At 40.6% G+C, this 22,364-nt stretch carries 26 protein-coding genes, 1 other RNA gene and 1 pseudogene; 11 read left to right on the top strand and 17 right to left on the bottom strand.

Going from position 1 to position 22,364, the window contains the following annotated elements; translation table 11 throughout:
• Window positions 1–12: 12 nt before the first annotated feature.
• Window positions 13–459, top strand: coding sequence for a protein TolR (tolR, locus tag AC5EUN_RS11210; protein WP_010326322.1), 447 nt, complete (start codon window positions 13–15; stop codon window positions 457–459).
• Window positions 456–1,220: an energy transducer TonB gene (locus tag AC5EUN_RS11205; RefSeq protein WP_010326323.1), complete on the top strand. Its 765-nt coding sequence runs from the start codon at window positions 456–458 to the stop codon at window positions 1,218–1,220. Before tolR ends, AC5EUN_RS11205 begins: the two co-directional genes overlap by 4 nt.
• Window positions 1,221–1,280: 60 nt before the next feature.
• On the opposite strand, the gene AC5EUN_RS11200 is transcribed toward AC5EUN_RS11205, so the two are convergent.
• The 5 genes from AC5EUN_RS11200 to AC5EUN_RS11180 form a co-directional block, all read right to left on the bottom strand.
• Window positions 1,281–2,213, bottom strand: coding sequence for an IS5-like element ISAha1 family transposase (locus AC5EUN_RS11200; protein ID WP_004637176.1), 933 nt, complete (start codon window positions 2,211–2,213; stop codon window positions 1,281–1,283).
• A 27-nt stretch (window positions 2,214–2,240) separates the two neighbouring features.
• Window positions 2,241–2,816 (bottom strand): integrase arm-type DNA-binding domain-containing protein, encoded by a 576-nt coding sequence (locus AC5EUN_RS11195; protein WP_010326325.1) that lies wholly within the window; start codon window positions 2,814–2,816, stop codon window positions 2,241–2,243.
• 139 nt (window positions 2,817–2,955) lie between these two features.
• Window positions 2,956–3,139: non-coding RNA, 6S RNA (ssrS, locus tag AC5EUN_RS11190), on the bottom strand.
• 99 nt (window positions 3,140–3,238) lie between these two features.
• Window positions 3,239–3,523 (bottom strand): cell division protein ZapA, encoded by a 285-nt coding sequence (locus AC5EUN_RS11185; RefSeq protein WP_004694243.1) that lies wholly within the window; start codon window positions 3,521–3,523, stop codon window positions 3,239–3,241.
• Between the two features lie 2 nt (window positions 3,524–3,525).
• Window positions 3,526–4,077 (bottom strand): hypothetical protein, encoded by a 552-nt coding sequence (locus AC5EUN_RS11180; protein ID WP_010326327.1) that lies wholly within the window; start codon window positions 4,075–4,077, stop codon window positions 3,526–3,528.
• A gap of 64 nt (window positions 4,078–4,141) precedes the next feature.
• On the opposite strand from AC5EUN_RS11180, the gene AC5EUN_RS11175 reads away from it, so the two are divergent.
• From AC5EUN_RS11175 to AC5EUN_RS11145, 7 genes are all read left to right on the top strand, one after another.
• Complete coding sequence (locus AC5EUN_RS11175) at window positions 4,142–4,774, top strand: UPF0149 family protein (protein WP_010326328.1); 633 nt, start codon at window positions 4,142–4,144, stop codon at window positions 4,772–4,774.
• Between the two features lie 80 nt (window positions 4,775–4,854).
• Window positions 4,855–6,177, top strand: coding sequence for a Xaa-Pro aminopeptidase (gene pepP, locus AC5EUN_RS11170; protein ID WP_010326329.1), 1,323 nt, complete (start codon window positions 4,855–4,857; stop codon window positions 6,175–6,177).
• 355 nt (window positions 6,178–6,532) lie between these two features.
• Window positions 6,533–7,459, top strand: coding sequence for a phosphotransferase family protein (locus AC5EUN_RS11165; RefSeq protein ID WP_010326330.1), 927 nt, complete (start codon window positions 6,533–6,535; stop codon window positions 7,457–7,459).
• A gap of 92 nt (window positions 7,460–7,551) precedes the next feature.
• Window positions 7,552–7,941 (top strand): tautomerase family protein, encoded by a 390-nt coding sequence (locus AC5EUN_RS11160; RefSeq protein ID WP_010326331.1) that lies wholly within the window; start codon window positions 7,552–7,554, stop codon window positions 7,939–7,941.
• A 375-nt stretch (window positions 7,942–8,316) separates the two neighbouring features.
• Entirely contained in the window at window positions 8,317–9,525 is a 1,209-nt protein-coding gene (gene ubiH, locus AC5EUN_RS11155) for a 2-octaprenyl-6-methoxyphenyl hydroxylase (RefSeq protein ID WP_010326332.1), read from the top strand.
• Window positions 9,522–10,766, top strand: coding sequence for an FAD-dependent monooxygenase (locus AC5EUN_RS11150; protein WP_010326333.1), 1,245 nt, complete (start codon window positions 9,522–9,524; stop codon window positions 10,764–10,766). Before ubiH ends, AC5EUN_RS11150 begins: the two co-directional genes overlap by 4 nt.
• Window positions 10,767–10,941: 175 nt before the next feature.
• Window positions 10,942–11,193: a hypothetical protein gene (locus AC5EUN_RS11145; RefSeq protein ID WP_010326334.1), complete on the top strand. Its 252-nt coding sequence runs from the start codon at window positions 10,942–10,944 to the stop codon at window positions 11,191–11,193.
• Between the two features lie 129 nt (window positions 11,194–11,322).
• On the opposite strand, the gene AC5EUN_RS11140 is transcribed toward AC5EUN_RS11145, so the two are convergent.
• From AC5EUN_RS11140 to AC5EUN_RS11120, 5 genes are all read right to left on the bottom strand, one after another.
• Window positions 11,323–11,979, bottom strand: coding sequence for a DUF2238 domain-containing protein (locus AC5EUN_RS11140; protein WP_010326335.1), 657 nt, complete (start codon window positions 11,977–11,979; stop codon window positions 11,323–11,325).
• 97 nt (window positions 11,980–12,076) lie between these two features.
• Window positions 12,077–13,465, bottom strand: coding sequence for an adenylosuccinate lyase (gene purB / locus AC5EUN_RS11135; RefSeq protein WP_287166499.1), 1,389 nt, complete (start codon window positions 13,463–13,465; stop codon window positions 12,077–12,079).
• A gap of 57 nt (window positions 13,466–13,522) precedes the next feature.
• Window positions 13,523–14,254: a high frequency lysogenization protein HflD gene (gene hflD / locus AC5EUN_RS11130; RefSeq protein ID WP_010326337.1), complete on the bottom strand. Its 732-nt coding sequence runs from the start codon at window positions 14,252–14,254 to the stop codon at window positions 13,523–13,525.
• 13 nt (window positions 14,255–14,267) lie between these two features.
• Window positions 14,268–15,401: a tRNA 2-thiouridine(34) synthase MnmA gene (mnmA, locus tag AC5EUN_RS11125; protein ID WP_010326338.1), complete on the bottom strand. Its 1,134-nt coding sequence runs from the start codon at window positions 15,399–15,401 to the stop codon at window positions 14,268–14,270.
• 4 nt (window positions 15,402–15,405) lie between these two features.
• Window positions 15,406–15,891 carry an NUDIX hydrolase gene (locus AC5EUN_RS11120; RefSeq protein WP_010326339.1) on the bottom strand — a complete coding sequence of 162 codons (486 nt, stop codon included), beginning with the start codon at window positions 15,889–15,891 and terminating at the stop codon, window positions 15,406–15,408.
• A 143-nt stretch (window positions 15,892–16,034) separates the two neighbouring features.
• Between AC5EUN_RS11120 and AC5EUN_RS11115 the strand changes: the two are divergent.
• Window positions 16,035–16,217 (top strand): annotated as a pseudogene (locus tag AC5EUN_RS11115) (LysR substrate-binding domain-containing protein); the annotation flags it as partial.
• 78 nt (window positions 16,218–16,295) lie between these two features.
• Here AC5EUN_RS11115 and AC5EUN_RS11110 read toward each other — a convergent pair.
• The 7 genes from AC5EUN_RS11110 to AC5EUN_RS11080 form a co-directional block, all read right to left on the bottom strand.
• Window positions 16,296–16,832, bottom strand: coding sequence for a gamma carbonic anhydrase family protein (locus AC5EUN_RS11110; RefSeq protein ID WP_010326341.1), 537 nt, complete (start codon window positions 16,830–16,832; stop codon window positions 16,296–16,298).
• A gap of 95 nt (window positions 16,833–16,927) precedes the next feature.
• Window positions 16,928–18,076, bottom strand: coding sequence for a D-alanyl-D-alanine carboxypeptidase PBP5/6 (dacC, locus tag AC5EUN_RS11105; protein WP_010326342.1), 1,149 nt, complete (start codon window positions 18,074–18,076; stop codon window positions 16,928–16,930).
• A gap of 117 nt (window positions 18,077–18,193) precedes the next feature.
• The gene (locus AC5EUN_RS11100; protein ID WP_010326343.1) at window positions 18,194–18,580 is read right to left on the bottom strand and encodes an MCR_0457 family protein; all 387 of its coding nucleotides are present in this window, start codon (window positions 18,578–18,580) and stop codon (window positions 18,194–18,196) included.
• Window positions 18,581–18,772: 192 nt separating this feature from the next.
• Window positions 18,773–19,147, bottom strand: a complete 375-nt coding sequence (locus tag AC5EUN_RS11095; protein WP_010326344.1) for an MCR_0457 family protein — start codon at window positions 19,145–19,147, stop codon at window positions 18,773–18,775.
• Window positions 19,148–19,598: 451 nt separating this feature from the next.
• A complete protein-coding gene (locus AC5EUN_RS11090) occupies window positions 19,599–20,627 on the bottom strand; it encodes an IS701 family transposase (RefSeq protein WP_074964441.1) in 1,029 nt (342 codons plus the stop codon).
• Window positions 20,628–20,646: 19 nt separating this feature from the next.
• Window positions 20,647–20,850, bottom strand: coding sequence for a hypothetical protein (locus tag AC5EUN_RS11085; RefSeq protein ID WP_493352347.1), 204 nt, complete (start codon window positions 20,848–20,850; stop codon window positions 20,647–20,649).
• Window positions 20,851–20,877: 27 nt separating this feature from the next.
• Window positions 20,878–21,084 (bottom strand): MerR family transcriptional regulator, encoded by a 207-nt coding sequence (locus AC5EUN_RS11080; RefSeq protein ID WP_228127597.1) that lies wholly within the window; start codon window positions 21,082–21,084, stop codon window positions 20,878–20,880.
• A gap of 358 nt (window positions 21,085–21,442) precedes the next feature.
• Between AC5EUN_RS11080 and AC5EUN_RS11075 the strand changes: the two genes are divergently transcribed.
• Complete coding sequence (locus AC5EUN_RS11075; RefSeq protein WP_010326345.1) at window positions 21,443–22,207, top strand: COG4705 family protein; 765 nt, start codon at window positions 21,443–21,445, stop codon at window positions 22,205–22,207.
• Window positions 22,208–22,364 lie beyond the last annotated feature (157 nt).

Below are 22,364 nucleotides of genomic sequence, written 5' to 3'. Positions count from 1 at the left end.
GGAGCAACAGCCATGATTAAGCGTCCTCAAAAATTAAAACTCAATGCTGAAATGAATGTGGTTCCTTATATTGATGTCATGTTGGTGCTATTGGTGATTTTTATGGTGACTGCACCGATGTTGACACAAGGCATTCAAATTGATTTGCCTAAAGTGGATGCCAATGTCATGCCCGCGTCACAACAGCAGCGTATTGTGACCTTATCTATTCAAGCCAATGGTCAGTATTACTGGAATATTGGTTCGGAAGTGAATACTGAGAAAGTCACGGATCAGGCCATTGATTTAGCCAGTATGCAACAAAAGCTCGTTCCGATTATTCAAAAAGATAAAAGCCTACAGTTTTATGTGCGTGCCGATCAGGATGCCGATTATCAACTGGTTGCACAGGCCATAGCATCCTTGCAAAAAAGTGGGGTAACGAACTTGGGGCTAGTGACAGAGGAACCACAATCATGATGGCAACCGTTTCCAAAATTAGGTTTCGTGATCAAGGTCTAGCGCTTTCGGTCACGGCTGGATTGCATATTGCGCTAATTGCATGGTTATGTACGGTTGAGATGCATGAAACATTGGTGGAACCTAAGCCGAAAACCATTCAATTACAATTTGTGCAAATACCACCTCCTGCCAAACAGCAACCACAACCTAAAAAGCCTGAACTGATAGTCGAAGAAAAACTGCTACATGAGCCTGTCCCAAAAAAACAGATTGTGAAACCTGCTGAAGTTCAACCGAAAACCACCAAGAAGTTTGTAGAATCACAGAGCAACAAAATTGTACCTACAGCGGCTAAACCGACACAGCAAGTCATGACAGAAAAGCAAACGGCAGCAGCTGAATCTCAGAAAACAGTAGATACGCAGTCTAAAGCGGATATACCAACTCAGACAAAGACCCAGAAATCAGTAGAACCCAAAGCACAAACTCATCCTGAAACATTTGATGTTAAAAATTATCAACCTGTTGCAAAAATAGCACCAGCCTATCCTGAACAAGCTTTGGATCGTAAACTTGAGGGGGATTGCACAGTGATGTATAGCGTAAATGAAAAAGGACGGGTAGAAAATCCTAAAGCACAAGGCGATTGTCATCCGATGTTTGTACGACCTTCGATTCAGGCTGCACTCACTTTTAAATATCAGCCTCGTCTCGTCGATGGCAAACCGACCAGTGTGTCGAATGTTAAAAATACCTTCCAATATCGTATTGAAAGTTAATTTTATGTGGCTTTGTTGCACAAACATTCAAAAGCTAAACTTCTTCCAAGTTATCTAAATTTAAGTGGCAACTTGGGTGTGAGGTCGACCTAAATCTGTAAATTTATTTAATACGGCCACACGTGCATGAATCTCATTGACTTGGCTTTGAAAGTTTCTCGCACGGAGTTTATCGCCTAATAATTTGATGCAATGCATCTTGGTTTCTATCAGACTTCTGCGATGATAGCCTGACCAATTTTTCCATATTGTTCTTCCTAAACGTTTAACTGTTCGAAGTAATTCATTTCGCTCTAGCGAGCTGGTCTTTGTATCTTTCCAAGGTTTCGCATTTTTTCTTGGCGGAATCACCGCATGTGCTTGTCGGTCTGCAATTACTTGACGGCATTGCTTGGTGTCATAAGCCCCATCAGTATAGACAGAGTCAATCTGCTCATCTTGTGGAATCTGATCGAGTAAATCACCAAGCACTTGTGAATCACTCACATTATTTGTAGTGAGTTGAATAGCGCGTATTTGAAGGGTTTCAGCATCTATACCAATATGAAGTTTACGCCATTGGCGACGATATTCAGGTTGGTGTTTCTTACGCTTCCATTCACCTTCGCCTAGAAACTTTAAGCCAGTAGAATCGACGAGTAGCTGGAGACCATTACTGCTTTTTTGATAGTTAATTGCAATATCAATATGCTTTTGTCTTCTGCAGATGGTGGAATAGTCTGGTGCTGTCCAATCTAATCTACAAAGATGAATGAGACTTTGCACAAAGCCAGTGACCATGCGTAAAGAAAGACGAAATAAGGATTTGATCATTAAACAGCATTGGATGGCTGTATCTGAATAAGTTTGATTTCGACCATGTTTACCTTTGGGTTGAGCGTACCATTGAGTCTTGGGATCAAACCAAATTGAGAGATTTCCTCGATTTATTAATGCACTGTTATAAGAAGACCAATTGGTTGTACGATAGATTTTAGGTGTGGGCTTATTCATTTGAGAATTATATTGTGGAATAAGCCTTTAGAGATAGGTTTGTGCAACAAAGCCCTTTTCAACTACCATTTCCATGGTTATATCTGTAATTTTTAAATGATGCCAATCTTTTAAATACAGATTCATATCTCTGTCATATACAGCGACTGTATTGGGTTTTAGCTCTGATTTAGATTCAATATAGTGTTTATGAGCATTTAACACAGTCGGAATTTGCCGATGATTATGACGTTCCTGAGAAGCTTTTTGACGTAGCTGTTCTTTTTTGTCATTAGGGTTTATCCCTTGGGACATCTCTAGAAGGTACTCGGTAGCTTTTTGCCTTGCTGTTTCAGGTGTATAAAGACCATGATCACCGATGGTTACACGACAAGGAGCGCCACTTGGCATCTTTTTCTCAACGGTATATACCAGAGAATGGCGAGTGGCCCTGATAGCAAAGCCAATAAGTTTAAGGTCACGAAAGAAGATTTGTTTACCCGTGGGAATATCAAAACAATATGATTTTGATTCTTTTAATGAATCTTCCGCGTTTGGATCTGACAGTTGTTTAATCAGGTTTTTAACAAACGAGAGGGTAATAATTACTTTCTTATTAGACATTTTCATTTCCTAACAGCACTAGCTGAATTAGTGATTAGATCTTTGGTATACATGGAGTATACAAAGGGCTAGAAAATGAAAATTAATTTGATAGAGAATTTAGAAATTTTGTTCATGATTATTAAAAAACAATCACTTAAAGTACTCCGAAGATGCCGCTGCATGTGTCGTTACCCTGAACCCGATGAGTTCAAGGTGGACGCGACGTATACTTGCTGGGTTTCCCACATGAAAGTGGGCATACACTCTAAATATACAGAACACATCCATAAGTTTAAGTATCGGCAGGGGAATAGACCCGCTGGCGAACACCTCAGAGTTGCCTTAAGTATAACGAATCTCACGCTGATGGCAACTCATACACCGCTACGAACTGTAAACAACTGGAGTAAGTGTTGATACTTTATTCAATTCAGTCGAGTTTAAACAAGTTCCGCAACGTCATCGATAATATTTGCCAGTAATCGTTCTGCGTGTGCATACTCTTGCAGTGTTTTATTCATCGACAATACTTCTTGCATTAACTCTAGTGCCACCATAATGATAATTTTACTGGGTTCTACCCGTGGCGCTTTACGGCGAAACTCATCATATTTATCATTTAAAAGCAGAGCTGCACGTTCAAGGTCGGCTTTTTCTTTTTCCGTTGTGACTAAACGAAAGCTATGACCTAAGACACGTAATTCAACGGTAATTGGTTCGCTCATGATTAAACTTCCTCGCCAGCTTCAGTAGGGTGGGCAAGTTGTTGAATTTCTTGCGCGTGATGATCTTGCTCTGTGCCTAAAACAGCCAAACGTTGGATGATGGCTTCGACTTTAGCTTTGGCATGCTCATTTTTTTGTAACAATCTTTCACGTTCTTGCTGAAGTGCTTGGATTTCTTGCTGAGCTTGCCGCTGATCATTGTTCATTTTTTCTTTAATTGCACGTAATTCATTACGTTCAGCCAAGATTTCCTGAAAGCGATTTTTTAAATCCGTACAACTTTTTTCCAAACGACTATAACGATCGGCCAAAGCAGTCGCATCAGTGTTTAAGTGTTGATATTGGGTCTGAGCGCTGCTTAATTGCTCAGTTAAATCATCAATTTGTTCTTGCTTCTGGGTAATTAAGCCATTTTTTTGCACAACTTGAGAACGGTGCTGTTCTTCAGCATCCAGTTTAGCTGCATTTAAAGTGCTATTTTCACTTTCAAAATGAGCAAGTCGCGTTTTTAAAACGCCAATATGCGCCTGTAGACGCTGTAATTCTTCTAACATATCGTGGTCGCACAGTGCTGCAAACAAAGGTAATATATAAGAAGTATAGAGATTGGATAAACGAATGCAAGACGATATTTCAGGTTGGTCAGAATGGCAGCCAAATTTTTCTAAAATTGAAGAGATTTCTAGCCCAAGTGAGTTACATGGTTTACTCACGGGTATCATTTGTGTAACTCAGGCACCGAGCCGTGAAGAGTGGCAACACATCCTCACGACTTTGGAAATTCCTGAGTTAAGCGAAGAAGCTTTGGCTTTGTTAGCCGATGAAGCAGAAGATGTCGCACATGCACTTTCTGACGATGAATTGGACTATTTACCGTTACTTCCCGATGACACTCATACGCTAGCAGATCGTGTACAAGCTTTGGCGGATTGGTGCGCAGGCGTAGTGCTGGGCTTTGGTTTGGCGTCGGGTCATATTCGCCCAGATGAAATGGAACTTATCGAACATTTACAAGATGTGGCGGCAGTTGAGTTTGAAGAAACTGATGATGATGAAGAGGGTGAAGAGAGCTATCAAGAGTTATACGAGTTTGTACGTTTAATTCCTGTGAGCTTATCTGTAGGCCGCAAAAAGATTGCAGTTGATGAAAGTTCGCTGCTTAAACACTTTCATAACAAGCAAAAAATTGATCGTTCTGTAACAGAAGCGAACAATGTTGTAGAAATGTTTACGCCGCATCGCCCAAGCTGATTGGCATAAGACTTGCTGCGCGTACATGATAGGGTGCGCGTGGCATTTTTATTCTTTGGTATAAAAAAGACAGATCAAACATGAAACTAACGCAAGTGGATTTTCAGGAACGCCGTGACCGTTTAGCTGCACAAATGGGTCCGAACAGTATTGCCATTATCGCAACCAGTCCAGTGGCGATGCGTAATCGTGATGCAGACTATAAATACCGTACCGATAGCAGCTTCTTTTATCTGACTGGTTTTGCTGAGCCCGAAGCCGTAGCGGTTATTGAAACCTTTGCCGAAGACGATGAAGACGGGTACAGCTACAGTTTGTTCTGCCGTGAACGTGACCGCGAGATGGAAATCTGGAATGGTTACCGCGCAGGTGTGGATGGTGCGGTAGACGACTATGAAGCTGACGAAGCGTATGCGATAGATTTGTTAGATGAAGAAATCATTGAAAAACTCTTAAGCAAAGAAAAATTATTTTATCGTATTGGGCAACAGCCCGAATTTGATGCGCGTGTAGCAAAATGGATCACGACGGCCAATGGTGAGTCACGTCGTGGGACTGCTGCACCTGCACAAGTGATACAGCTCGATCGTATTTTAGATGAAATGCGTTTGTTTAAGTCAGAACAAGAAATTGCATTGATGCAAACAGCTTCAGATATTTCCGCACAAGCGCATACTCGTGCCATGCAAACTGTTAAGCCAGGCATGATGGAATATGCTCTAGAAGCTGAGCTGAATTATGTATTTGGTCAAAATGGCTGTGTACCGTCGTATAACAGCATTGTCGGTGGTGGTGAAAACGCTTGCATTTTGCACTATGTAGAGAATAACAAAGAGCTAAAAGATGGCGATTTGGTGCTGATCGACGCAGCGTGTGAATATGAATATTATGCTTCAGACATCACCCGTACTTTCCCCGTCAATGGAAAGTTCAGCCCTGAGCAAAAAGCTCTTTATAATGTAATTCTCGATGCACAACTTGCTGCAATTGACGCAGTGCGTGTAGGCAACTCGTATAAAGAACCACATAATGTTGCTGTGCGCATTCTAGTCCAAGGCCTACTTGATCTGGGGATTATGCAAGGTGATATTGAAGAGATTATCCAAAAGGAAAGTTTCCGTCAGTTTTATATGCATGGTACAGGACATTGGCTCGGTATGGATGTGCATGATGTTGGTTCATATAAGCAAGAAGGTGTGTGGCGTACCTATGAAGAAGGCATGGTGGTGACGGTTGAACCAGGCTTGTATATTGCACCTGATGATGAAACGGTTGATGTGAAATGGCGTGGCATTGGTATTCGTATTGAAGATGACATCGTAGCAACCAAAAACGGTCCACTGAATTTGACTGCGAAAGTGGTGAAGTCGGTAGAAGAGATTGAAGCGTTAATGGCGCGATAAATATAATTTACTGTATAAAAGCCGATCATGAGATCGGCTTTTATTTTTTATAAGGTGTTTATGGAGTTGTTAAATAGACAAGTAGAATAGTGTTCTTGCATAAGTCGTTTTTTGAACTGTATTGAAATCACAATGAAAGTTCCCTTTCCTTTTCAAAGGAGAGGGCTAGGGAGAGGATTTATATGAAGAATCATCCCTCATCCTGACGTTCTCACCAAGAGAAAGTGACATTCAACACTCATTATATTGCCAATAAATGATCGTTTTTTTGACTTTTGCAATAGTTCTAATATTTATAAATAAAAAATTTTAGTTATTTCATCATCATTTTTATTAACAACAGAAATTAGACAGCATGAAAGATTTATCTGATTTAAAGCATAGAATTCAGGCAAAGACGTTAGATTTAGTTACACAGAGAAATGGGGTTTCAGTGTATCAAGGGCAATCCTTTCAAGGAGAAGTCTTTATCAAAATAGCAAATAATCAAACGGCTAATGATCGTTACTGTGAAATCTTAGAAGCTCTCAAAGAATTTCCACTAACGCCAAATGTATTAAATAAGTTTGAATGGGAAGGTTCTTCTATCCTTGTCATGAGTGCCATACAAGGTACTCAAGTCGATCAAGCATTAAAGAATTGTACGCGGGTACAGAAAATCTCTTTGCTTTGGAATGTAGGACGAGCTTTGGGCGAACTTCATCGTGCGCTTCCACAAACGCGCATATTGAATATGAGGTTCTGGCAAGATCGAGACGGCTTATCAACACATTGGGTATTGTGGAAGCAACAATTAGAATTGATGATCTCAAAATGGATGTCTCGTATAAATCCATTGTCATCTGATTATCATGAGTTTTGTGACCAATTGAATGAGTTACGAAAATACGCTAAAGCGATATGTGAGCCGACACAGCTTCATTTACTGCATTGTGACTATATTGGTCGAAATATCCTTGCAGACAGTGAAAATCGGATTTCGGGTATTATAGACTTTGACGCTGCTCGTATTGGAGATGCGGTTTATGATTTAGCCAAAATTATTTGGGTGGATATAGATTTCTCTGATTTAGAATTACGGAATGCTTTTTTAGAAGGTTGGGAGTGTACATATAAGCAGACAGTGCCTAAAATGAAATTTCTATTCTATGTGGGTATTCAATGTCTTGCCGCAATCGCTTGGACAGATAAAAATCCTTCCGCTGATGGGACAAATCCTCTTTTTCGTGCTTCCGCAATTCGGACGCTGAGAATTGCATTAAAGGAATTAGAGATACTTTGATTAGATTCTAAGACTCTTGTTTCGAATAAGCACTATTATGTTAAATAGGGGAGAAACTAAGCTAAAATTAGGATTTTAATTTAGAGAAAGTAATGTCTCAGATAAAAATTTATGCTTTAAATGAAACAATAGAATTACATCGTGATAATTTAAGTAAAGCTATCCATCAGGCTTTAGTTAAAGAATTAAAATACCCTGAAGAGAAAAGGTTTCAACGTTTTATCGCACTAGAATCCAAGAATTTTGTATATCCAGTAGATCGCAGTAAATCTTATATAATTATTGAAATTTCTATGTTCGATGGACGAACAAAAGAGACTAAAAAAGCATTTATTAGGTCTCTATTCGAAAATATAAACAATCTATGCGGTATTGATTCAAATGATGTTGAGATAACTATATTTGAAACTCCTAAAGAAAACTGGGGCATTAGAGGGAGAAATGCGGATGAACTACAGTTGAATTATAAGGTAAATGTTTAAATTTGCTAAAAATAACATAATACACCTTATTAGTAATCCTTTAAATTACATTTTAAATTCAATTGCTTATGTTTTATTGAAGAGCTCAATCTGAAGTGGTTGGGCTTTTTTATGTATTATTCATTTTTCATGATCATTATTTGTTTAAAGTTGCACATTTCTTATAAGTCTGTTTAAACAGTGTCCTGAAGAAGTTTTGAGGGAACTTTAAAAGACTGTCTTTTCAGAAATCATGACATGACACTTTACGGTGAAAGTACGTAAAAACATCCATTTCATTATAAAAAAGAAAATCTTTGATGTAATATAAATCCATTAAAACTTATAGGTATTTGAAGTTTTTGACTTTAGGTACGCCATAAAAAGGATAGAAGCATGCAACAAGAAGTCATCATAGTCGGTGGTGGTATGGTCGGACTCAGTCTGGCGTTGATGTTAGCCAAACAAAACATTGCGGTGAAGCTTTTAGAGGCGATCAAATACCCAAATTATGATGATGTAAACCTTGCACCATACCACTCTAGCTTTGATGCAAGAAACAGCGCCTTGTCACGTCGGACAGTTCAAATTTACCAAGAACTGGGTTTGTGGAGCGCTTTACAAGAACATGCAACACCTATTTTAGAAGTGAATATCACCGAACAAGGTAGCTTTGGGAAGGCGCGACTCAAAGCAGAACAAGAAAAAGTCGAAAGCTTCGGACAGGTCATAGAAAACGCATGGCTCGGTCGTGTACTACTGACGGAAGTTCAGAAGAAACCATTCATTGAACTGATTGATGGTGTACAAGTCACCCAACTGACCCAAGATGCTGATATGGCCTACATAGAAGCGAGTCGTGGAGAAGAACAACTGTCATTGCAAGCAAAACTTGTCATTGCCGCAGATGGACGTGATTCATTCTGCCGTAAAGCCTTAGGAATAGGTGCTTCGGAGCATGACTATGATCAAGTCGCTATTGTGACCACGGTACAAACTTCAAAACCGCATAACCATGTGGGTTTTGAGCGTTTTAGTAGCTTAGGGCCATTGGCACTGTTGCCGCTTCCAGGTGAATACCGTCGCTCCGTGGTTTGGCCTGTGAAAAAAGGTACTGAAGGTGAATGGTTGGGCGATGAAAATGACCAACATTTCTTAGATGCCTTACAAGACACTTATGGCGACCGTGCAGGAAAGTTTCAAAAAACAGGTAAGCGTTTTAGCTTTCCATTATCACAAGTACTAGCAGAAAAGCAGGCCGTAGGACGAGTGGTCTTAATGGGCAATGCTGCGCATACCATTCACCCCGTTGCGGGGCAAGGTTTTAACTTGTGTATGCGAGATGCGCACGTCTTAGTACGTTATTTAACGGAGCAAATTGCGCAAAATGCCGACTTGGGCGATGCCGTAATGCTGCAAGCCTATGAGGCTTCACGTTTGACCGATCAACAACGCGTAATTAAGTTCTGTGATTCGGTGGTACGAGGCTTTAGCAATAGCAATCCAATCTTAAAGTTTATTCGGAATACTGGTCTGGTCGCATTTGATACGATTCCAGGCATTAAACCACTCGTTGCCAACTATGCCATGGGGCTAAAAGCATGAGTCATGTTCAAACTGATGTTTTAGATGTGGTGATTATTGGCGGTGGTTTGGTTGGTGGACTGACCGCCTTGCTTTTGGCACAAGGCGGTGTGCAAGCTACCGTATTGGATGCTGCACCTATTTTAGATGAGCACAAGACCTTAAGTGTTGCAAACCCACGTGTCTTGGCACTCAGTCAAGCGACGATACACCTACTTAAAACCGTTGATGTTTGGGATAAAATTGCCCGCCAGATGCCGTATAGTGGCATGCAGGTGTGGAATAAAAATGGCTATGGTGAAATTAACTTTGGTCATGCGTCCAAGCAGGAACCACATGGCGAACAAGCCCTCGGTTCTATGGTTGAGCCAAGTTTGCTTAATTTAGCGATTCAACAGCAGATGCTTGCTGTACTCAACGATTACCGCACCCAAGTTAAAGTTACGCGTGTCGAAGAAGGTGTTGGGCTATGGTATATCCATTTGGCCGATGGTACGGTGTTGAAAACCAAACTGGTGATTGGTGCAGATGGTGCAAACTCTTTTGTACGGGAACAAGCGTTTATCGATATCGATGTGCTGGACTACAAACAGGCTGGTTTAAGCTGTGCCATTCGCACTGCACAGCCTCATCAACACGTTGCACGTCAGATTTTTTTAGAAACGGGGCCTTTGGCATTTTTACCAATGGCGAGTTTAAAACCAGAGCAAGCAGGGCATTGGCAGTCTATCGTATGGACGCTCCCCGATGATTATGCAGAAGAATATGCTGCACTTTCAGATGCTGAATTTACCCAGCTGTTAACGCGAGAAAGTCATCATATGTTAGGCGAAGTGTTGGAAGCAACACCGCGTGCCACTTTCCCACTCAAAGCACGTGCTGCACAGCAATATGTTAAAGCGGGCTTGGCTTTAATTGGTGATGCGGCTCATGTGATTCATCCCTTAGCAGGACAGGGGGTGAATATTGGTTGTCTTGATGCGGCTGTACTGTGTGATGTATTACTACATGATCTAGCACGTGGCGTGTGGGCACATGAGCAAACACTGAAGCGTTATGAACACCGCCGTAAAGGACAAAATGATGCCATGATGCATAGTATGTCTGCCATCGGTTGGATGGAAACCACACAACTCTTTCCTGTGGTATGGGCGCGAAACTTTGGTTTGAAACAGGTTGAAAAATTGCCTGTATTAAAAGATGCTTTTATGGCACAGGCCAATGGTTTAGGGTTGCTCAAAGAGACGCGTTATGCTGTGTAAGAAAGGAAGTGTTATTTTTTAGCCAGTCGTAAAATAAGATTACGATTTTGATTAAAAAAGATACGATTTTCCGTTGAATAAGACTATGCGAAAGGCTGAGAGCTTGTTAAATTTCAACATAATTGGAAACCAGTAATTCATGGGAACCTAAAATGTCATTTGTGGGGAGATTAAGATGACTGATTCAAATGATTATGATGATGTAGAAGACTCAACAGTCGACGAAGACGAAGCTCAAGCAGCGGAAAAAGGCGCATCAGATTCTTCTGATAATGCTGCAAGTGATGGTGATGTTGCCGAAGCTGAAACACTTACGGTGACTGCAAAATTAAAACAACGCCAAGCACTTGAAGACGAAGTTGCGGCATTCCTTGCTCGCGGTGGCCGAATTACTGAAGTGCCAACAGATGAGTCTGCGAAAGACTAAGAGAGTTAAAAACACCACGCCTGACGTGGTGTTTTTTTGTTTTTTAAAACTGATGTACAAATCATTTGCGCTTGAATGAGTCCTGTATCGTCGTTAATTGTTGTGCTAGACGAATCGTAGGCAAAATGATTACTTTTTCAATAGACAGGCTATGCCTGTGATGATTGCACCAACTGTGGCTAAAAGCATGTCTTGGTGTGCGTCCCAAATATCACCTTGTTGCCCATTGTAGTTTTCAGCATCTTCAGGCGATAAGCCCATCGCAATAAACCATTCAATCCATTCGTAAATGAGGCTACTTGCCATCACAAATTGAATGACCAGCAAGAATAGGGTGAGTTTAGAAAGTTGAGGCAGCCACACTTGAAACAGACGGTAGAAAAACGGGTAGAGCAGCAGACCATATGCTAAATGTACAAAGCGATCATACATATTCCGCGTCCAACCTAAACTTTGGTTGAGGTCGAGGTTTAAATATTGAATTGACCATTCATTATAGGGTACATAAGAATATAGATAATGCGCACCGAGTATATGAATCAGCAAAAATCCAATATAAAGCATAAAACTGATTAAGCTGAGCCCCATTTTATAAAGACAAATGATCAGCGTCACCAACATGAATACGGTTCCGACCTGATGCAAAATATAAGAGCTGAGTTCAAGGGGGTGGATCGATGCGAAAGCAATGGCGACAGCGAGTACAATGAGCGCAATCCAATGCGGCTTTTTCAGTTGATAGTCAATGTGAGCTTTCGTTGTTTTACTTTTCAGGATTGTCATCATTTTTATTGGTTTTTCAATTATGCGTATAGGAGATTCTTGTTTGAATTATAGATAAAAAAGCGAAGCCTAAGCTCCGCTTTTTTTCAATTTCTAAAAATTAGATTTTAGAAATTAAGTCAGCAACTTGTTTTGCTTGTTCAGCTGCGTTACCTGTATAGGTTGCAGGTGTCATTTCCGCTAAACGTGCGCGGTCAGCAGCAGGGACAGCTTCAAGTTCATTACCATTGACGAAGTCAACCATCATGTCACGTGTCATGGCTTGACCACGAGTTAATGCTTTTAGTTTTTCATATGGTTTTTCAACGTTGTAACGACGCATTACCGTTTGAATTGGTTCAGCTAGAACTTCTTGCGCATTGTTCAAGTCTTCATCAATACGTGCAGCATTCAGTTCAAGTTTACCAATACCTTTTAAACAGGCTTCAAAAGCGATCAAGCTTTGTGCAAAACCAACACCCATGTTACGTAGTACAGTTGAGTCCGTTAGGTCACGCTGCCAGCGAGAAATTGGAAGTTTTTCGCCAAGGTGCGCAAGTACAGCATTGGCTAAGCCTAAGTTGCCTTCTGAGTTTTCGAAGTCAATAGGGTTTACTTTGTGTGGCATCGTTGAAGAACCAACTTCACCATCTTTGAGTTTTTGCTTGAAGAAACCAAGCGAGATATAACCCCAAACGTCACGGTTAAAGTCGATCAAAATCGTATTGAAACGACGTAAAGCATCAAACAATTCCGCCATGTAGTCATGCGGCTCAATTTGAGTGGTGTACGGGTTAAAGCTTAGACCTAAAGACTCAACGAATGCTTGTGAGTGTGCAGGCCAGTTGATGTCTGGGTAAGCAGAAAGGTGAGCATTATAGTTACCCACTGCACCGTTAATTTTGCCTAAAAGCTCAACTTGTTTGAATTGTTTAATTTGGCGCGCAAGACGATATGCTACGTTTGCCATTTCTTTACCCAAAGTGGTTGGGCTTGCCGTCTGACCATGTGTACGAGACAACATAGGTTGGTCAGCATGCTTTTCAGACAATGCCACGATTGAGTCAATGATTTGCTGCATAGATGCAACCAATACATCACGACCACTTTTCAGCATTAATGCATGCGACAAGTTGTTGATGTCTTCAGACGTACATGCAAAGTGAATGAATTCACCCGCATTTTTAAGCTCTTCGATGCCTTCAATTTTTTCTTTCAGGAAGTACTCAACCGCTTTGACGTCATGGTTTGTAGTACGTTCGATGTCTTTAATACGGTTGGCGTCGTTTTCAGAAAAGTCAGCAACAATTGCATCAAGTGCAGCATTGGTCGCAGCACTGAAAGCAGGCACTTCAGTGATTTCTGGACGGTTTGCAAGCGCTTGTAACCAACGCACTTCAACAGTCACACGAGCATGGATTAAACCAAACTCAGAGAGGAAAGGACGAAGCGCATCACATTTGCTAGCGTAGCGTCCATCTAATGGAGAAAGTGCGGTTAAAGCGTTCATAGCGATTCCTTAAACTTTGGAATTAAACGTAAAACTAAAAAGCCCGTCGATCATGTGTTAAATCACCTGATACTGTAAACGAGCGAGATCTTGAATATCTTTAAGCAATTTGCGTTTGCTAAACACCATGCCCCATGAACTTCCACCGAGCTGACGCCATAAATGTGCCATTTGTAAGCCAGTGAAGAGGGAAGCTCGAATGCGGTTGGTATGCGATGAATCTTTAAATGCTTCTGCATTACCTCGCACCATAATGCGTGGGTTAATTTGTCCTGCGGTGTCGACGTAGGTTTGTGCGAGGTTGGCAATGATGCTTGGATGTAAATAGTTATTATCGAAAAAAGAAAGCTGTCTTAAGATTTTTTGTTGGGACTGTTCAATAATTTCAACGAATTTGGGGTTGCTATACACTTTCTTTTCGAGTTGTAAGAGCGCCATGGCATAAGTAATGGGAAGTTTAGCAGTGGATAATTTGGGAATTCGAGTTTTGGGTGAGGTATTAAAGGGTTGGGTAATGCTACTTTCTAAGGTTTTTAGTCCTAAGGAGATGTCCGCCAGCTGATGAAAGAAGTCTAAAGTTTGTCCGCTTTGGTTGCCCTTTGGTCGGATATTTAAACTGGCTTTAATCAACTGCTCTAAATAGAAGTTACCGCTTTCCCCAATACTTTGCTGACCGCTCAAGGCGGTCATATGCGTCAGTTGCGCGGACTGAAAAACAGCCGCCAACGCTAAAGCTCGGTTTTGGCGTTCGTTCAAAGTTTGAGGCTGTTGAAACGGTAACTCAGCCATGTCTTAAAATCCTTTAAATAAAATCAGGTTTAGGAGCATTGGTATGATGAATCACGCCACCGCCTAAACAAACTTCACCTGAGTAGAATACGACACTCTGACCCGGCGTCACGGCACGTTGGGGTTCATCGAACTCAACACGTACGCCACCTTGGGTAGTCGGATCATTAAAGATCACACAATCTTGGTCATCTTGGCGATAGCGCGTCCGTGAGGTACAACGGAAACCTGTTTCAGGAATCTGCATTTCACCTGCGACCCAGTCAATCGTTTCACTCCAAAGCGCAGTGCTTTGCATCAGTGGATGTTCATGACCTTGACCAATCACCAAACGGTTGTTTTCAATATCTTTATGTAGAACGAACCATGCGCCTTCAGCTACACCTTTCAAACCACCAATACCAATACCACCGCGTTGACCGAGCGTATAGTACATTAAGCCGTGATGTTCACCAACCTCTTTGCCATCATCTAAGACGATTTTTCCAGCTTGTGCAGGTAAGTATTGTTTTAAGAAGTCATTAAAACGACGTTCACCAATAAAACAGATGCCCGTTGAGTCTTTTTTCTTCGCTGTGACTAAGTCGTATTGTTCCGCAATTTTACGTACTTCAGGCTTTTCAATTTCCCCTACAGGGAACAACGTCTTATTAATTTCACGGCCATGCACAGCATGTAAGAAATAGGTCTGGTCTTTGTTTTTATCTAAACCACGCAGTAAAGGTGCGTATTCCTCACCTTTAGAGTTGGTCATAGTTTCGCCGCGACGTGCATAGTGACCAGTCGCAATAAAGTCTGCGCCCAGTTGCATAGCATGATCTAAGAACGCACGGAATTTGATTTCTTTATTACATAAAATATCTGGGTTTGGAGTACGGCCTGCAGCATATTCCGCTAAGAAATGCTCAAATACACGATCCCAATATTCCATAGCAAAGTTGGCGGTGTGTAGTTTAATCCCTAGTTTGTCACAGACGGCTTGAGCATCGGCTAAGTCTTCCATCGCCGTGCAGTATTCCGTGCCGTCGTCTTCTTCCCAGTTCTTCATGAAAAGACCTTCAACTTGATAACCTTGTTGAAGAAGAAGAGCAGCAGAAACAGATGAATCTACACCACCCGACATACCGACGATGACACGTTGTTGCATAGGACTAGGCATCCAAACTTGAAATAAGGGGAGAATTTTGGTGCTCATAAACGAGCGATAAAGGATATTTTTGCCCCGCGAGTGCGTCTTGAACCGCTTTAATCACCAATGGACTACGTGCACGAGCCGTTTCGAGCAGCTCATCTAAAGTCATCCATACTGCACCCACGATACCTGTATCGAGTTCGGCCGTTGGATTGTGATGAAGTGACTGCGCTAAAAAGCAGAAACGATAATACGTGCGATCTGGAAACATAGGTGGTGTATAGGTATAAATGCCCAATAACGCATCTATAGACACTTCATGTCCAGTTTCTTCCATAGTTTCACGAATGGCAGCTTCGATGAGTGTTTCACCTGATTCAACATGGCCTGCAGGTTGGTTAAATACAGTGTGTGTCACACCCGCAGTATGCTCTTCTACAAATAGAAATTTTCCGTCTTTTTCAACAACAGTTGCGACGGTGACGTGAGCTGTCCAAGCGGTCATGTAAAAGCACCATGGGGTAAAAGGAGTATTCTACAAAATTTAGGCGGTGGTGGCTATGTTATGGATATAAAATTAGTAGCTTAGTTCCACGCTTTTGGTATCTTCTTCATCCGCTAGGCTATACAGGTATTGTGGTAGGGTGGATTGCCAAGTTACCAGAGCTGATTATTCATAATGATTTAAAAGAAGGCCGTTTGGTCAAAGTGATTCCAAACTGGGAGCCAAAACCCGAACTGATTCATCTGGCTTATACCTCTCGACGTGGTTTATTACCATCGGTAAAAGCACTAATTGATTTTTTAGTGACTGAGTTTGAGAAGTATTAATCCGCAGATTCAGCATTTTTGAAGGTGATGCTTGTTATTTGATCTGATATGAAAAGGGGAGCAAAATGCTCCCAATGATCATGGCTCTAAATAATGTCCCGATACTTTGACATAGTTTTGTGCTGAATATGGTAAGAATGCTAATTCTGTTTCTGTCAGAAGGCGAACTTTTTTGGCAGGACTACCGACATATAAATAGCCACTTTCAAGCACTTTACCTGGGGGAACCAGTGTTCCTGCACCAATCATAACATCGTCAGGAATGATGACATCGTCCAAAACAATGCTATTGATACCAATCAAAACACGGTTGCCGATGGTACAGCCATGTAAGGTGACATGGTGACCAATGGTGACATCTTCACCAATGATTAAAGGCGAGCCATTTGGTTTGTCCGCTTTTTTATGACTAACATGCAGCATTGCATGGTCTTGTACATTCGAGTTTTTACCAATCCGAATATGGTTTACATCACCCCGAATTACGGCAAAAGGCCATACAGAAACATTTTCAGCCAAGATGACATCACCAATCACTACCGACATTTCATCGATATAGCAGTTGTTGCCAAGCTGTGGCGTGCTGTTCAAATAAGGGCGAATATTTTTAGCCATGTTGGTGTTCTGCTTTTATGTAGGTGTCCATTATAAAATAAAAAAGCACCCAGACCGAGGTGTGGATGCTTTAACTTAAGTCTAAATGTTGCTGCTTAGAATAAGTTTGAGAAGAATTGTTTGATGTGGTCAAGCATACGTGCAAAGAAACCTGCTTCTTCAACATCTTTTAGCGCCACAAGTGGTTTTTCAGCAATCACTTTACCATCAAGGCTTGCTACATATTTACCAACCACTTGTCCTTTTTTCAACGGTGCAGTCAGTTTTGGTTGAACCACCAGTTGTGTTTTGATTGCGTTGGCCTGGCCTTTCGGCATCGTTACGTTGAAGGTTTCAGCTAAACCAATTTGTACGTCATTTTCTTTACCAAACCATACTTTTGATTTTGCTAAAACTTGGTTCGCAGCTTGAACATTTTTGGTTTCAAAGTTTGCATAACCCCACGCTAAAATTTCACGTGTTTGCGTTGCGCGTTCTTGAATGCTTGGCGCACCAAAAATCACAGAAATCAAACGCATTGGGCCACGTTTAGCCGAAGTTGTTAAGCAATAACCCGCTTCGTCAGTATGACCAGTTTTTAAACCATCGACACTTGGGTCAGTATAAAGCAGGGCATTACGGTTGCCTTGTTTGATACCGTTAAAGGTAAATTCTTTTTCAGAATAAATCGGATAATATTTTGAACTGTCGTGAATGATGTGCTGTGCAAGCGTTGCCATGTCTTTAGCGGTCGAGTAGTGACCTTCAGCAGGCATGCCTGTTGAGTTCATGAAGCTGGTATTGGTCATGCCGATACGTTTTGCTTCAGTGTTCATCATGTGAACGAAAGTGCCTTCGTTCCCAGCAATGTGCTCAGCCATAGCTTTAGATGCATCATTACCCGATTGAATGATAATGCCGCGTAACATCTCTAATGCAGTCGCAGTACCATTTAATGGCACATACATACATGATTCTGAACTACTACCACGACACCAAGCAGACTCGTTCATCCGAACTTTTTCATCTTCGGTTAGCTCACCCGCCAACAACTTTTGCTCAATAATGAAACTCGTCATCATTTTTGTCATTGATGCTGGTGCTAATTTTTCATTTTCATTTTTAGATGCGAGGATTTGCCCAGTCTCATAATCCATCAGCACATATGATTTATTATTTAGTTCTGGTGGTGAGGATAAGACAGTTGCTGCAAATGAAATGCTTGGTACGAGTAATGCCGCAGCAAGGGCGCTTTTTTGAATCATTCTAAGGGGTTCCGATTTCTTTAGTATAAGCACGAGAGCTTTGCATTTTAGGACAAAGTTCTGCCGACTTCTACGGTAGAAATCGGCTTATTTCAAAGATATTGTAACCAATTGGTATTATTTGCTGTAAGTGCTCAATTCTTTACAAATTTCTTGGTTTTTTGCTTTGCCTGCTTTTTTCGCATCGGATTGAGCTTCGGCTAAAATAGGCTTGAATTTTTTCTCTTTGCTAAGGCTTTTAAGGTATTCAGTCGGATTTTTCTGTTGCGGTAGATACTCTTTAGCCAAAGCGTTGTAGCCATTTTCAAACTGACTCTGGTCTGAAACGAGACTTGGACAAACTTCTGATAGGACATAAATTGCAGCCAACTCTTGCTGCGTCACTTGTTGCAGTGGAGTCACTTCAATATTTTCGTCTTTATTGGCCGCATGAGCCGAACCGATGGCAATCAAAGAAGAACCACAAACTGCCAAAATCACTTTTTTCATTACATTTAAATTCATTCTAAACCCTAAGTGCATACATGTTGTTGCCATAATAGGATGAGCTTAAACAAATTTTAAGTAAATGTAAGCGCAAAAATGTATAGAAGCTGTTGAAGTCGCTTCATTGTTTTTACATTTTTCCGTCCAATAAAAAAAGGATGAATAACCCCATTATTCATCCTTTTTTGCGATATAGATGTAGAACTTGAATTAACCTTCAAAGTTTACAACGTCATCACATACTGACTTTTGTTCTGCTTTGTCAGTACCCTTTGCATCTGTACGAGCTTCTTTCAGAATCGACTGGTATTCGCTGTCTGACTGTAATTTTGCATAGGTCATCGACTTATCTGAGTAGTCTTGTAAATAGGTTTGAATTAAAGTTTGAATGTTGCTTTCAATTTTAGGGCCTTGACCCACCAAAGCAGGGCAAAATTCGGTCATGACTTGCGCTGCTGCAATATCTTCTTTCACGATGGTGTTGGCTTCTTCTGTGCTTAATCCCTCTAGTGCAAAAGCAGATTGAGAAATCATGATAGCCATGCCTAATCCGAAGAAATTACGTAATGTTAAGCTTTTAATCATTTCTAAAATCACATATTTATGGTGGATGCGGAGACTCAATATATATATTTTCAGTTAGAATTCAATGAAAAGTTCTGACCAGTCATTTTTTAATAAAGTTTTTTGTTTTGGACCTTTTAATCGCCAATGATCATCCTAACGACTTCTAATCTTCTGTTTTGGCGGTCTTTAGGATGAGCTGCTTGTTGGTGCAGGAATCATATTTAGGGATAAAAAATACTGACGATAGGTAAGCAGTGAATCCACAATAGCCCTTAGATGAGAGCTACTGAGTCTTGAGTTTGATAGTCACCATGTTCAAGATTGGAGAGCTAAAAAGCACTATAAGCTTCGAATAGCTGTAATTTCATCTTGTGTCATGTCGAGTGACTCTAAGAATTTTTGATGCTCCTCAGGTTCCATCTCTTCAAATTTTTGATGCCACTTCATCATATCTAGGACTTACGCACTGTTATTTATAGACTCTCTGTGGTAGCAGATGATTTTTATCGAGAATAAAGTCATCAATGAAGTTTTTGATCATTGGTCTAAATAATTTCTTCTGCCAACGATATACATTTGCAAAGATCCCCTCAAACTGGTTCTTTTGTATCTCAACGTAGGCCATCAAGGCTGAAAAAATATGATTCAAAATCAGTTTAGATCGTCTTACTTGAAACTTTTCAATATGACAAACCTGTTTAATCACTCGGTGATATTGTTCTATTTTCCAATGACTTGAATGTAATTCATGAAAACCCTCAAAGGACAATAAATCATCTTCATCTTGATGCACAATATAAAACCTCTGCTGTTCTTTTAACTGAGTCTTAAATAATTGTACAAAGCCAAAATCTTTGAGCCAGACCACTTGACCCTGATGGAAATTCGGCAATAAACGCAGTTGAAACCATTGTCCTTTTTCTGGGGAAACCTTACGGTTACAGTCGATACCAAACATAAATCGAATACCATGTTTTCTTATGGTTTTTAGATTTGCAGTCGATGAATACCAACTATCACCTGTAATAAATTGAATCTTTGCACCCCAACTAAGTACTTCACTTAACATATCCATAAAGTAATCATTCTTGGTTTTACCCTCAGATTTGTCATAAATTCGGAAATTAATTGGAATATTTTGACCATTCTGATCTGTCGCATACAAGGTAATGAGATTAATCCCCTTGACGGATCGGTGGTGTTTGCCTGACCAAAAATAGCCAACCAAGTCCATATGTTGACTATATGGTTTATCTAAAACAGTATCATCAATACTGACTATAAGTTTATTATTATCAATATGTTGAATTGCTTCTTGATATAGGTCGTGAGGTGTGTAGTCTTCACGCTCTAGAAAGCGATTTACACTATCATGCGAGATATTATAAGTCTCGGCAAGTTGTGTGCAGCTAATAGAGTTCGGTTCTGTCATGAGAAAGCCCATATAAATGGGTAGAGTACAAGTTGCTGTAGAAGCATTTTTAATTCGTCTGATCACAGATACTTTATAAAGTATTTTAATACTTTTTTGAATCCGTCAATGCGTAAGTCCTAATATCTTCTTTTGATAAACCTGCTGCGATCATAATCTCTACCCATTTAGCTTTATTCACGAACTTTTCCTTTAATAAAATGGACTTTTTCAATAACTCAATGATGGCTTTTTGATGAGCTCTTAAGTTATTGATCTCTTGTTCCAATGCCCGAAAATGATTTTCCAAGATCTGCCCTTGGGATATGCTAAGTGGTTATAAAAGAAAACGAATATCTGAAATGGATAGTCCGTAAGAACGGTAGGAGATGATGCTTTTAAGACGCTCAATTTCACTTTCACCGTACCACCGGTATCCATTTTCAGCGATTAAGCTTGGTTTTAATAAACCCTGTTGCTCATAATAGAGAATAGTCGTTCTGGATAAACCGAGTTTTTTCGCTAAGCGAGATACAGTAAGCATAGTTTCCATCATTCGTTCATTGTTCCATTAAGCTAAACCCTTTACTTATAGACGGGTCAATCAGGTAAATTCAAAAATATCGCAAATTAAATTGATGCGAACAGAACATTTGTCATGACTTATTTTACAGCTGTCTTTACGAGTAGCGAGCGACAACATGAGCTTAGCTGTTTAACGCAACTCAGCTTGGTTTCATGGTCAATATACGATTTATAAAGCGAATGAAAAGTCTATAGATGTTGTGGTGTTGAAAGCCATAAACAGCCTCTATGGGCGAGGTCTTTGAAATTTAAGATTGGTTTCAGTTGTGAGCACTATTATTCAGCATAGACAAAAGAATAAGGTTTGGGTACGTATCATGACTGAGGAAAAAACACTGCATGAGTTGTTGAGCAAGGTGCCTGAAGTCACTTTGTTGTTTTGGATCATTAAAATTGCGGCAACAACACTGGGTGAAACAGCGGGGGATGCCTTATCCATGTCGCTTAATCTGGGATATATCGTAAGTACGGGCATCTTCGCCATTATTTTTGCAATATTCGTTGCGGCACAGATTAAGGCCAAAAAATATAATGCATTTTTTTATTGGTCTACAATTATTGCAACAACAACTCTAGGGACAACTATAGCGGACTATGTTGATCGTACCTTAGGACTGGGCTATTTAGGTGGCAGCTTAATCTTATTCGGCTTACTTATTTTATCTTTATTGGCGTGGTACTACAGCAGCGGGTCAATTGCGGTACAAAGTATTCAATCTTCCAAAAGTGAAGCGTTTTATTGGCTGACCATCATGTTTTCCCAAACATTGGGCACAGCGCTAGGGGATTGGACAGCAGATACACAAGGGCTGGGCTATACCAGTGCAGCACTTATCTTTGGCGGTTTACTTTTATTGCTGACCATGCTTTATATGTGGACCAAAATCTCTAGAACTTTCTTATTTGGGGCTGCATTTGTACTCACGCGACCATTAGGTGCCGTACTGGGGGATTTCCTAGATAAGCCCATTAGTCACGGAGGGTTGGATCTGAGTCGATTTGGCGCATCCTTTGTTCTATGTGCTTTTATCGTCTTTTGTTTGGTGGCTTTTAAACCCAAAGCAGCAGCGATTGCTCACTAAAAAAGCTCTTAGCTTTAACACCTGATCAATGCATGATGATCCATACAAAAACCGCTATTCTTCATTGTGTTTTTTAGTGCAGAACATTTTTAAATTTTATGATCTGAATAGAGAGAGCTTTCATTTGAGGGCTATTTCAAGTTTTAGTCATAGACCT

Source organism: Acinetobacter sp. CAU_H_S170_2, from assembly GCF_058890445.1.
Note: the sequence above shows the minus strand (reverse complement) of the source record. Positions and strands in the feature narration are given on the sequence as shown.

Bases quoted from the DNA above. Each gene is read 5' to 3' on its own strand.
- hflD (WP_010326337.1), bottom strand. From the start codon at position 14,254: ATGGCTGAGTTACCGTTTCAACAGCCTCAAACTTTGAACGAACGCCAA.
- AC5EUN_RS11095 (WP_010326344.1), bottom strand. From the start codon at position 19,147: ATGATTAAAAGCTTAACATTACGTAATTTCTTCGGATTAGGCATGGCT.
- AC5EUN_RS11140 (WP_010326335.1), bottom strand. From the start codon at position 11,979: ATGATGACAATCCTGAAAAGTAAAACAACGAAAGCTCACATTGACTAT.
- tolR (WP_010326322.1), top strand. From the start codon at position 13: ATGATTAAGCGTCCTCAAAAATTAAAACTCAATGCTGAAATGAATGTG.
- AC5EUN_RS11205 (WP_010326323.1), top strand. From the start codon at position 456: ATGATGGCAACCGTTTCCAAAATTAGGTTTCGTGATCAAGGTCTAGCG.
- AC5EUN_RS11080 (WP_228127597.1), bottom strand. From the start codon at position 21,084: ATGCTTACTGTATCTCGCTTAGCGAAAAAACTCGGTTTATCCAGAACG.
- AC5EUN_RS11180 (WP_010326327.1), bottom strand. From the start codon at position 4,077: ATGTTAGAAGAATTACAGCGTCTACAGGCGCATATTGGCGTTTTAAAA.
- AC5EUN_RS11185 (WP_004694243.1), bottom strand. From the start codon at position 3,523: ATGAGCGAACCAATTACCGTTGAATTACGTGTCTTAGGTCATAGCTTT.
- AC5EUN_RS11120 (WP_010326339.1), bottom strand. From the start codon at position 15,891: ATGACCGCTTGGACAGCTCACGTCACCGTCGCAACTGTTGTTGAAAAA.
- AC5EUN_RS11195 (WP_010326325.1), bottom strand. From the start codon at position 2,816: ATGTCTAATAAGAAAGTAATTATTACCCTCTCGTTTGTTAAAAACCTG.
- AC5EUN_RS11100 (WP_010326343.1), bottom strand. From the start codon at position 18,580: ATGAATTTAAATGTAATGAAAAAAGTGATTTTGGCAGTTTGTGGTTCT.
- AC5EUN_RS11160 (WP_010326331.1), top strand. From the start codon at position 7,552: ATGTCTCAGATAAAAATTTATGCTTTAAATGAAACAATAGAATTACAT.
- purB (WP_287166499.1), bottom strand. From the start codon at position 13,465: ATGAACGCTTTAACCGCACTTTCTCCATTAGATGGACGCTACGCTAGC.
- AC5EUN_RS11165 (WP_010326330.1), top strand. From the start codon at position 6,533: ATGAAAGATTTATCTGATTTAAAGCATAGAATTCAGGCAAAGACGTTA.
- AC5EUN_RS11110 (WP_010326341.1), bottom strand. From the start codon at position 16,832: ATGGCTAAAAATATTCGCCCTTATTTGAACAGCACGCCACAGCTTGGC.
- ubiH (WP_010326332.1), top strand. From the start codon at position 8,317: ATGCAACAAGAAGTCATCATAGTCGGTGGTGGTATGGTCGGACTCAGT.
- AC5EUN_RS11200 (WP_004637176.1), bottom strand. From the start codon at position 2,213: ATGAATAAGCCCACACCTAAAATCTATCGTACAACCAATTGGTCTTCT.
- dacC (WP_010326342.1), bottom strand. From the start codon at position 18,076: ATGATTCAAAAAAGCGCCCTTGCTGCGGCATTACTCGTACCAAGCATT.
- mnmA (WP_010326338.1), bottom strand. From the start codon at position 15,401: ATGCAACAACGTGTCATCGTCGGTATGTCGGGTGGTGTAGATTCATCT.
- AC5EUN_RS11075 (WP_010326345.1), top strand. From the start codon at position 21,443: ATGACTGAGGAAAAAACACTGCATGAGTTGTTGAGCAAGGTGCCTGAA.
- AC5EUN_RS11175 (WP_010326328.1), top strand. From the start codon at position 4,142: ATGCAAGACGATATTTCAGGTTGGTCAGAATGGCAGCCAAATTTTTCT.
- pepP (WP_010326329.1), top strand. From the start codon at position 4,855: ATGAAACTAACGCAAGTGGATTTTCAGGAACGCCGTGACCGTTTAGCT.
- AC5EUN_RS11150 (WP_010326333.1), top strand. From the start codon at position 9,522: ATGAGTCATGTTCAAACTGATGTTTTAGATGTGGTGATTATTGGCGGT.
- AC5EUN_RS11145 (WP_010326334.1), top strand. From the start codon at position 10,942: ATGACTGATTCAAATGATTATGATGATGTAGAAGACTCAACAGTCGAC.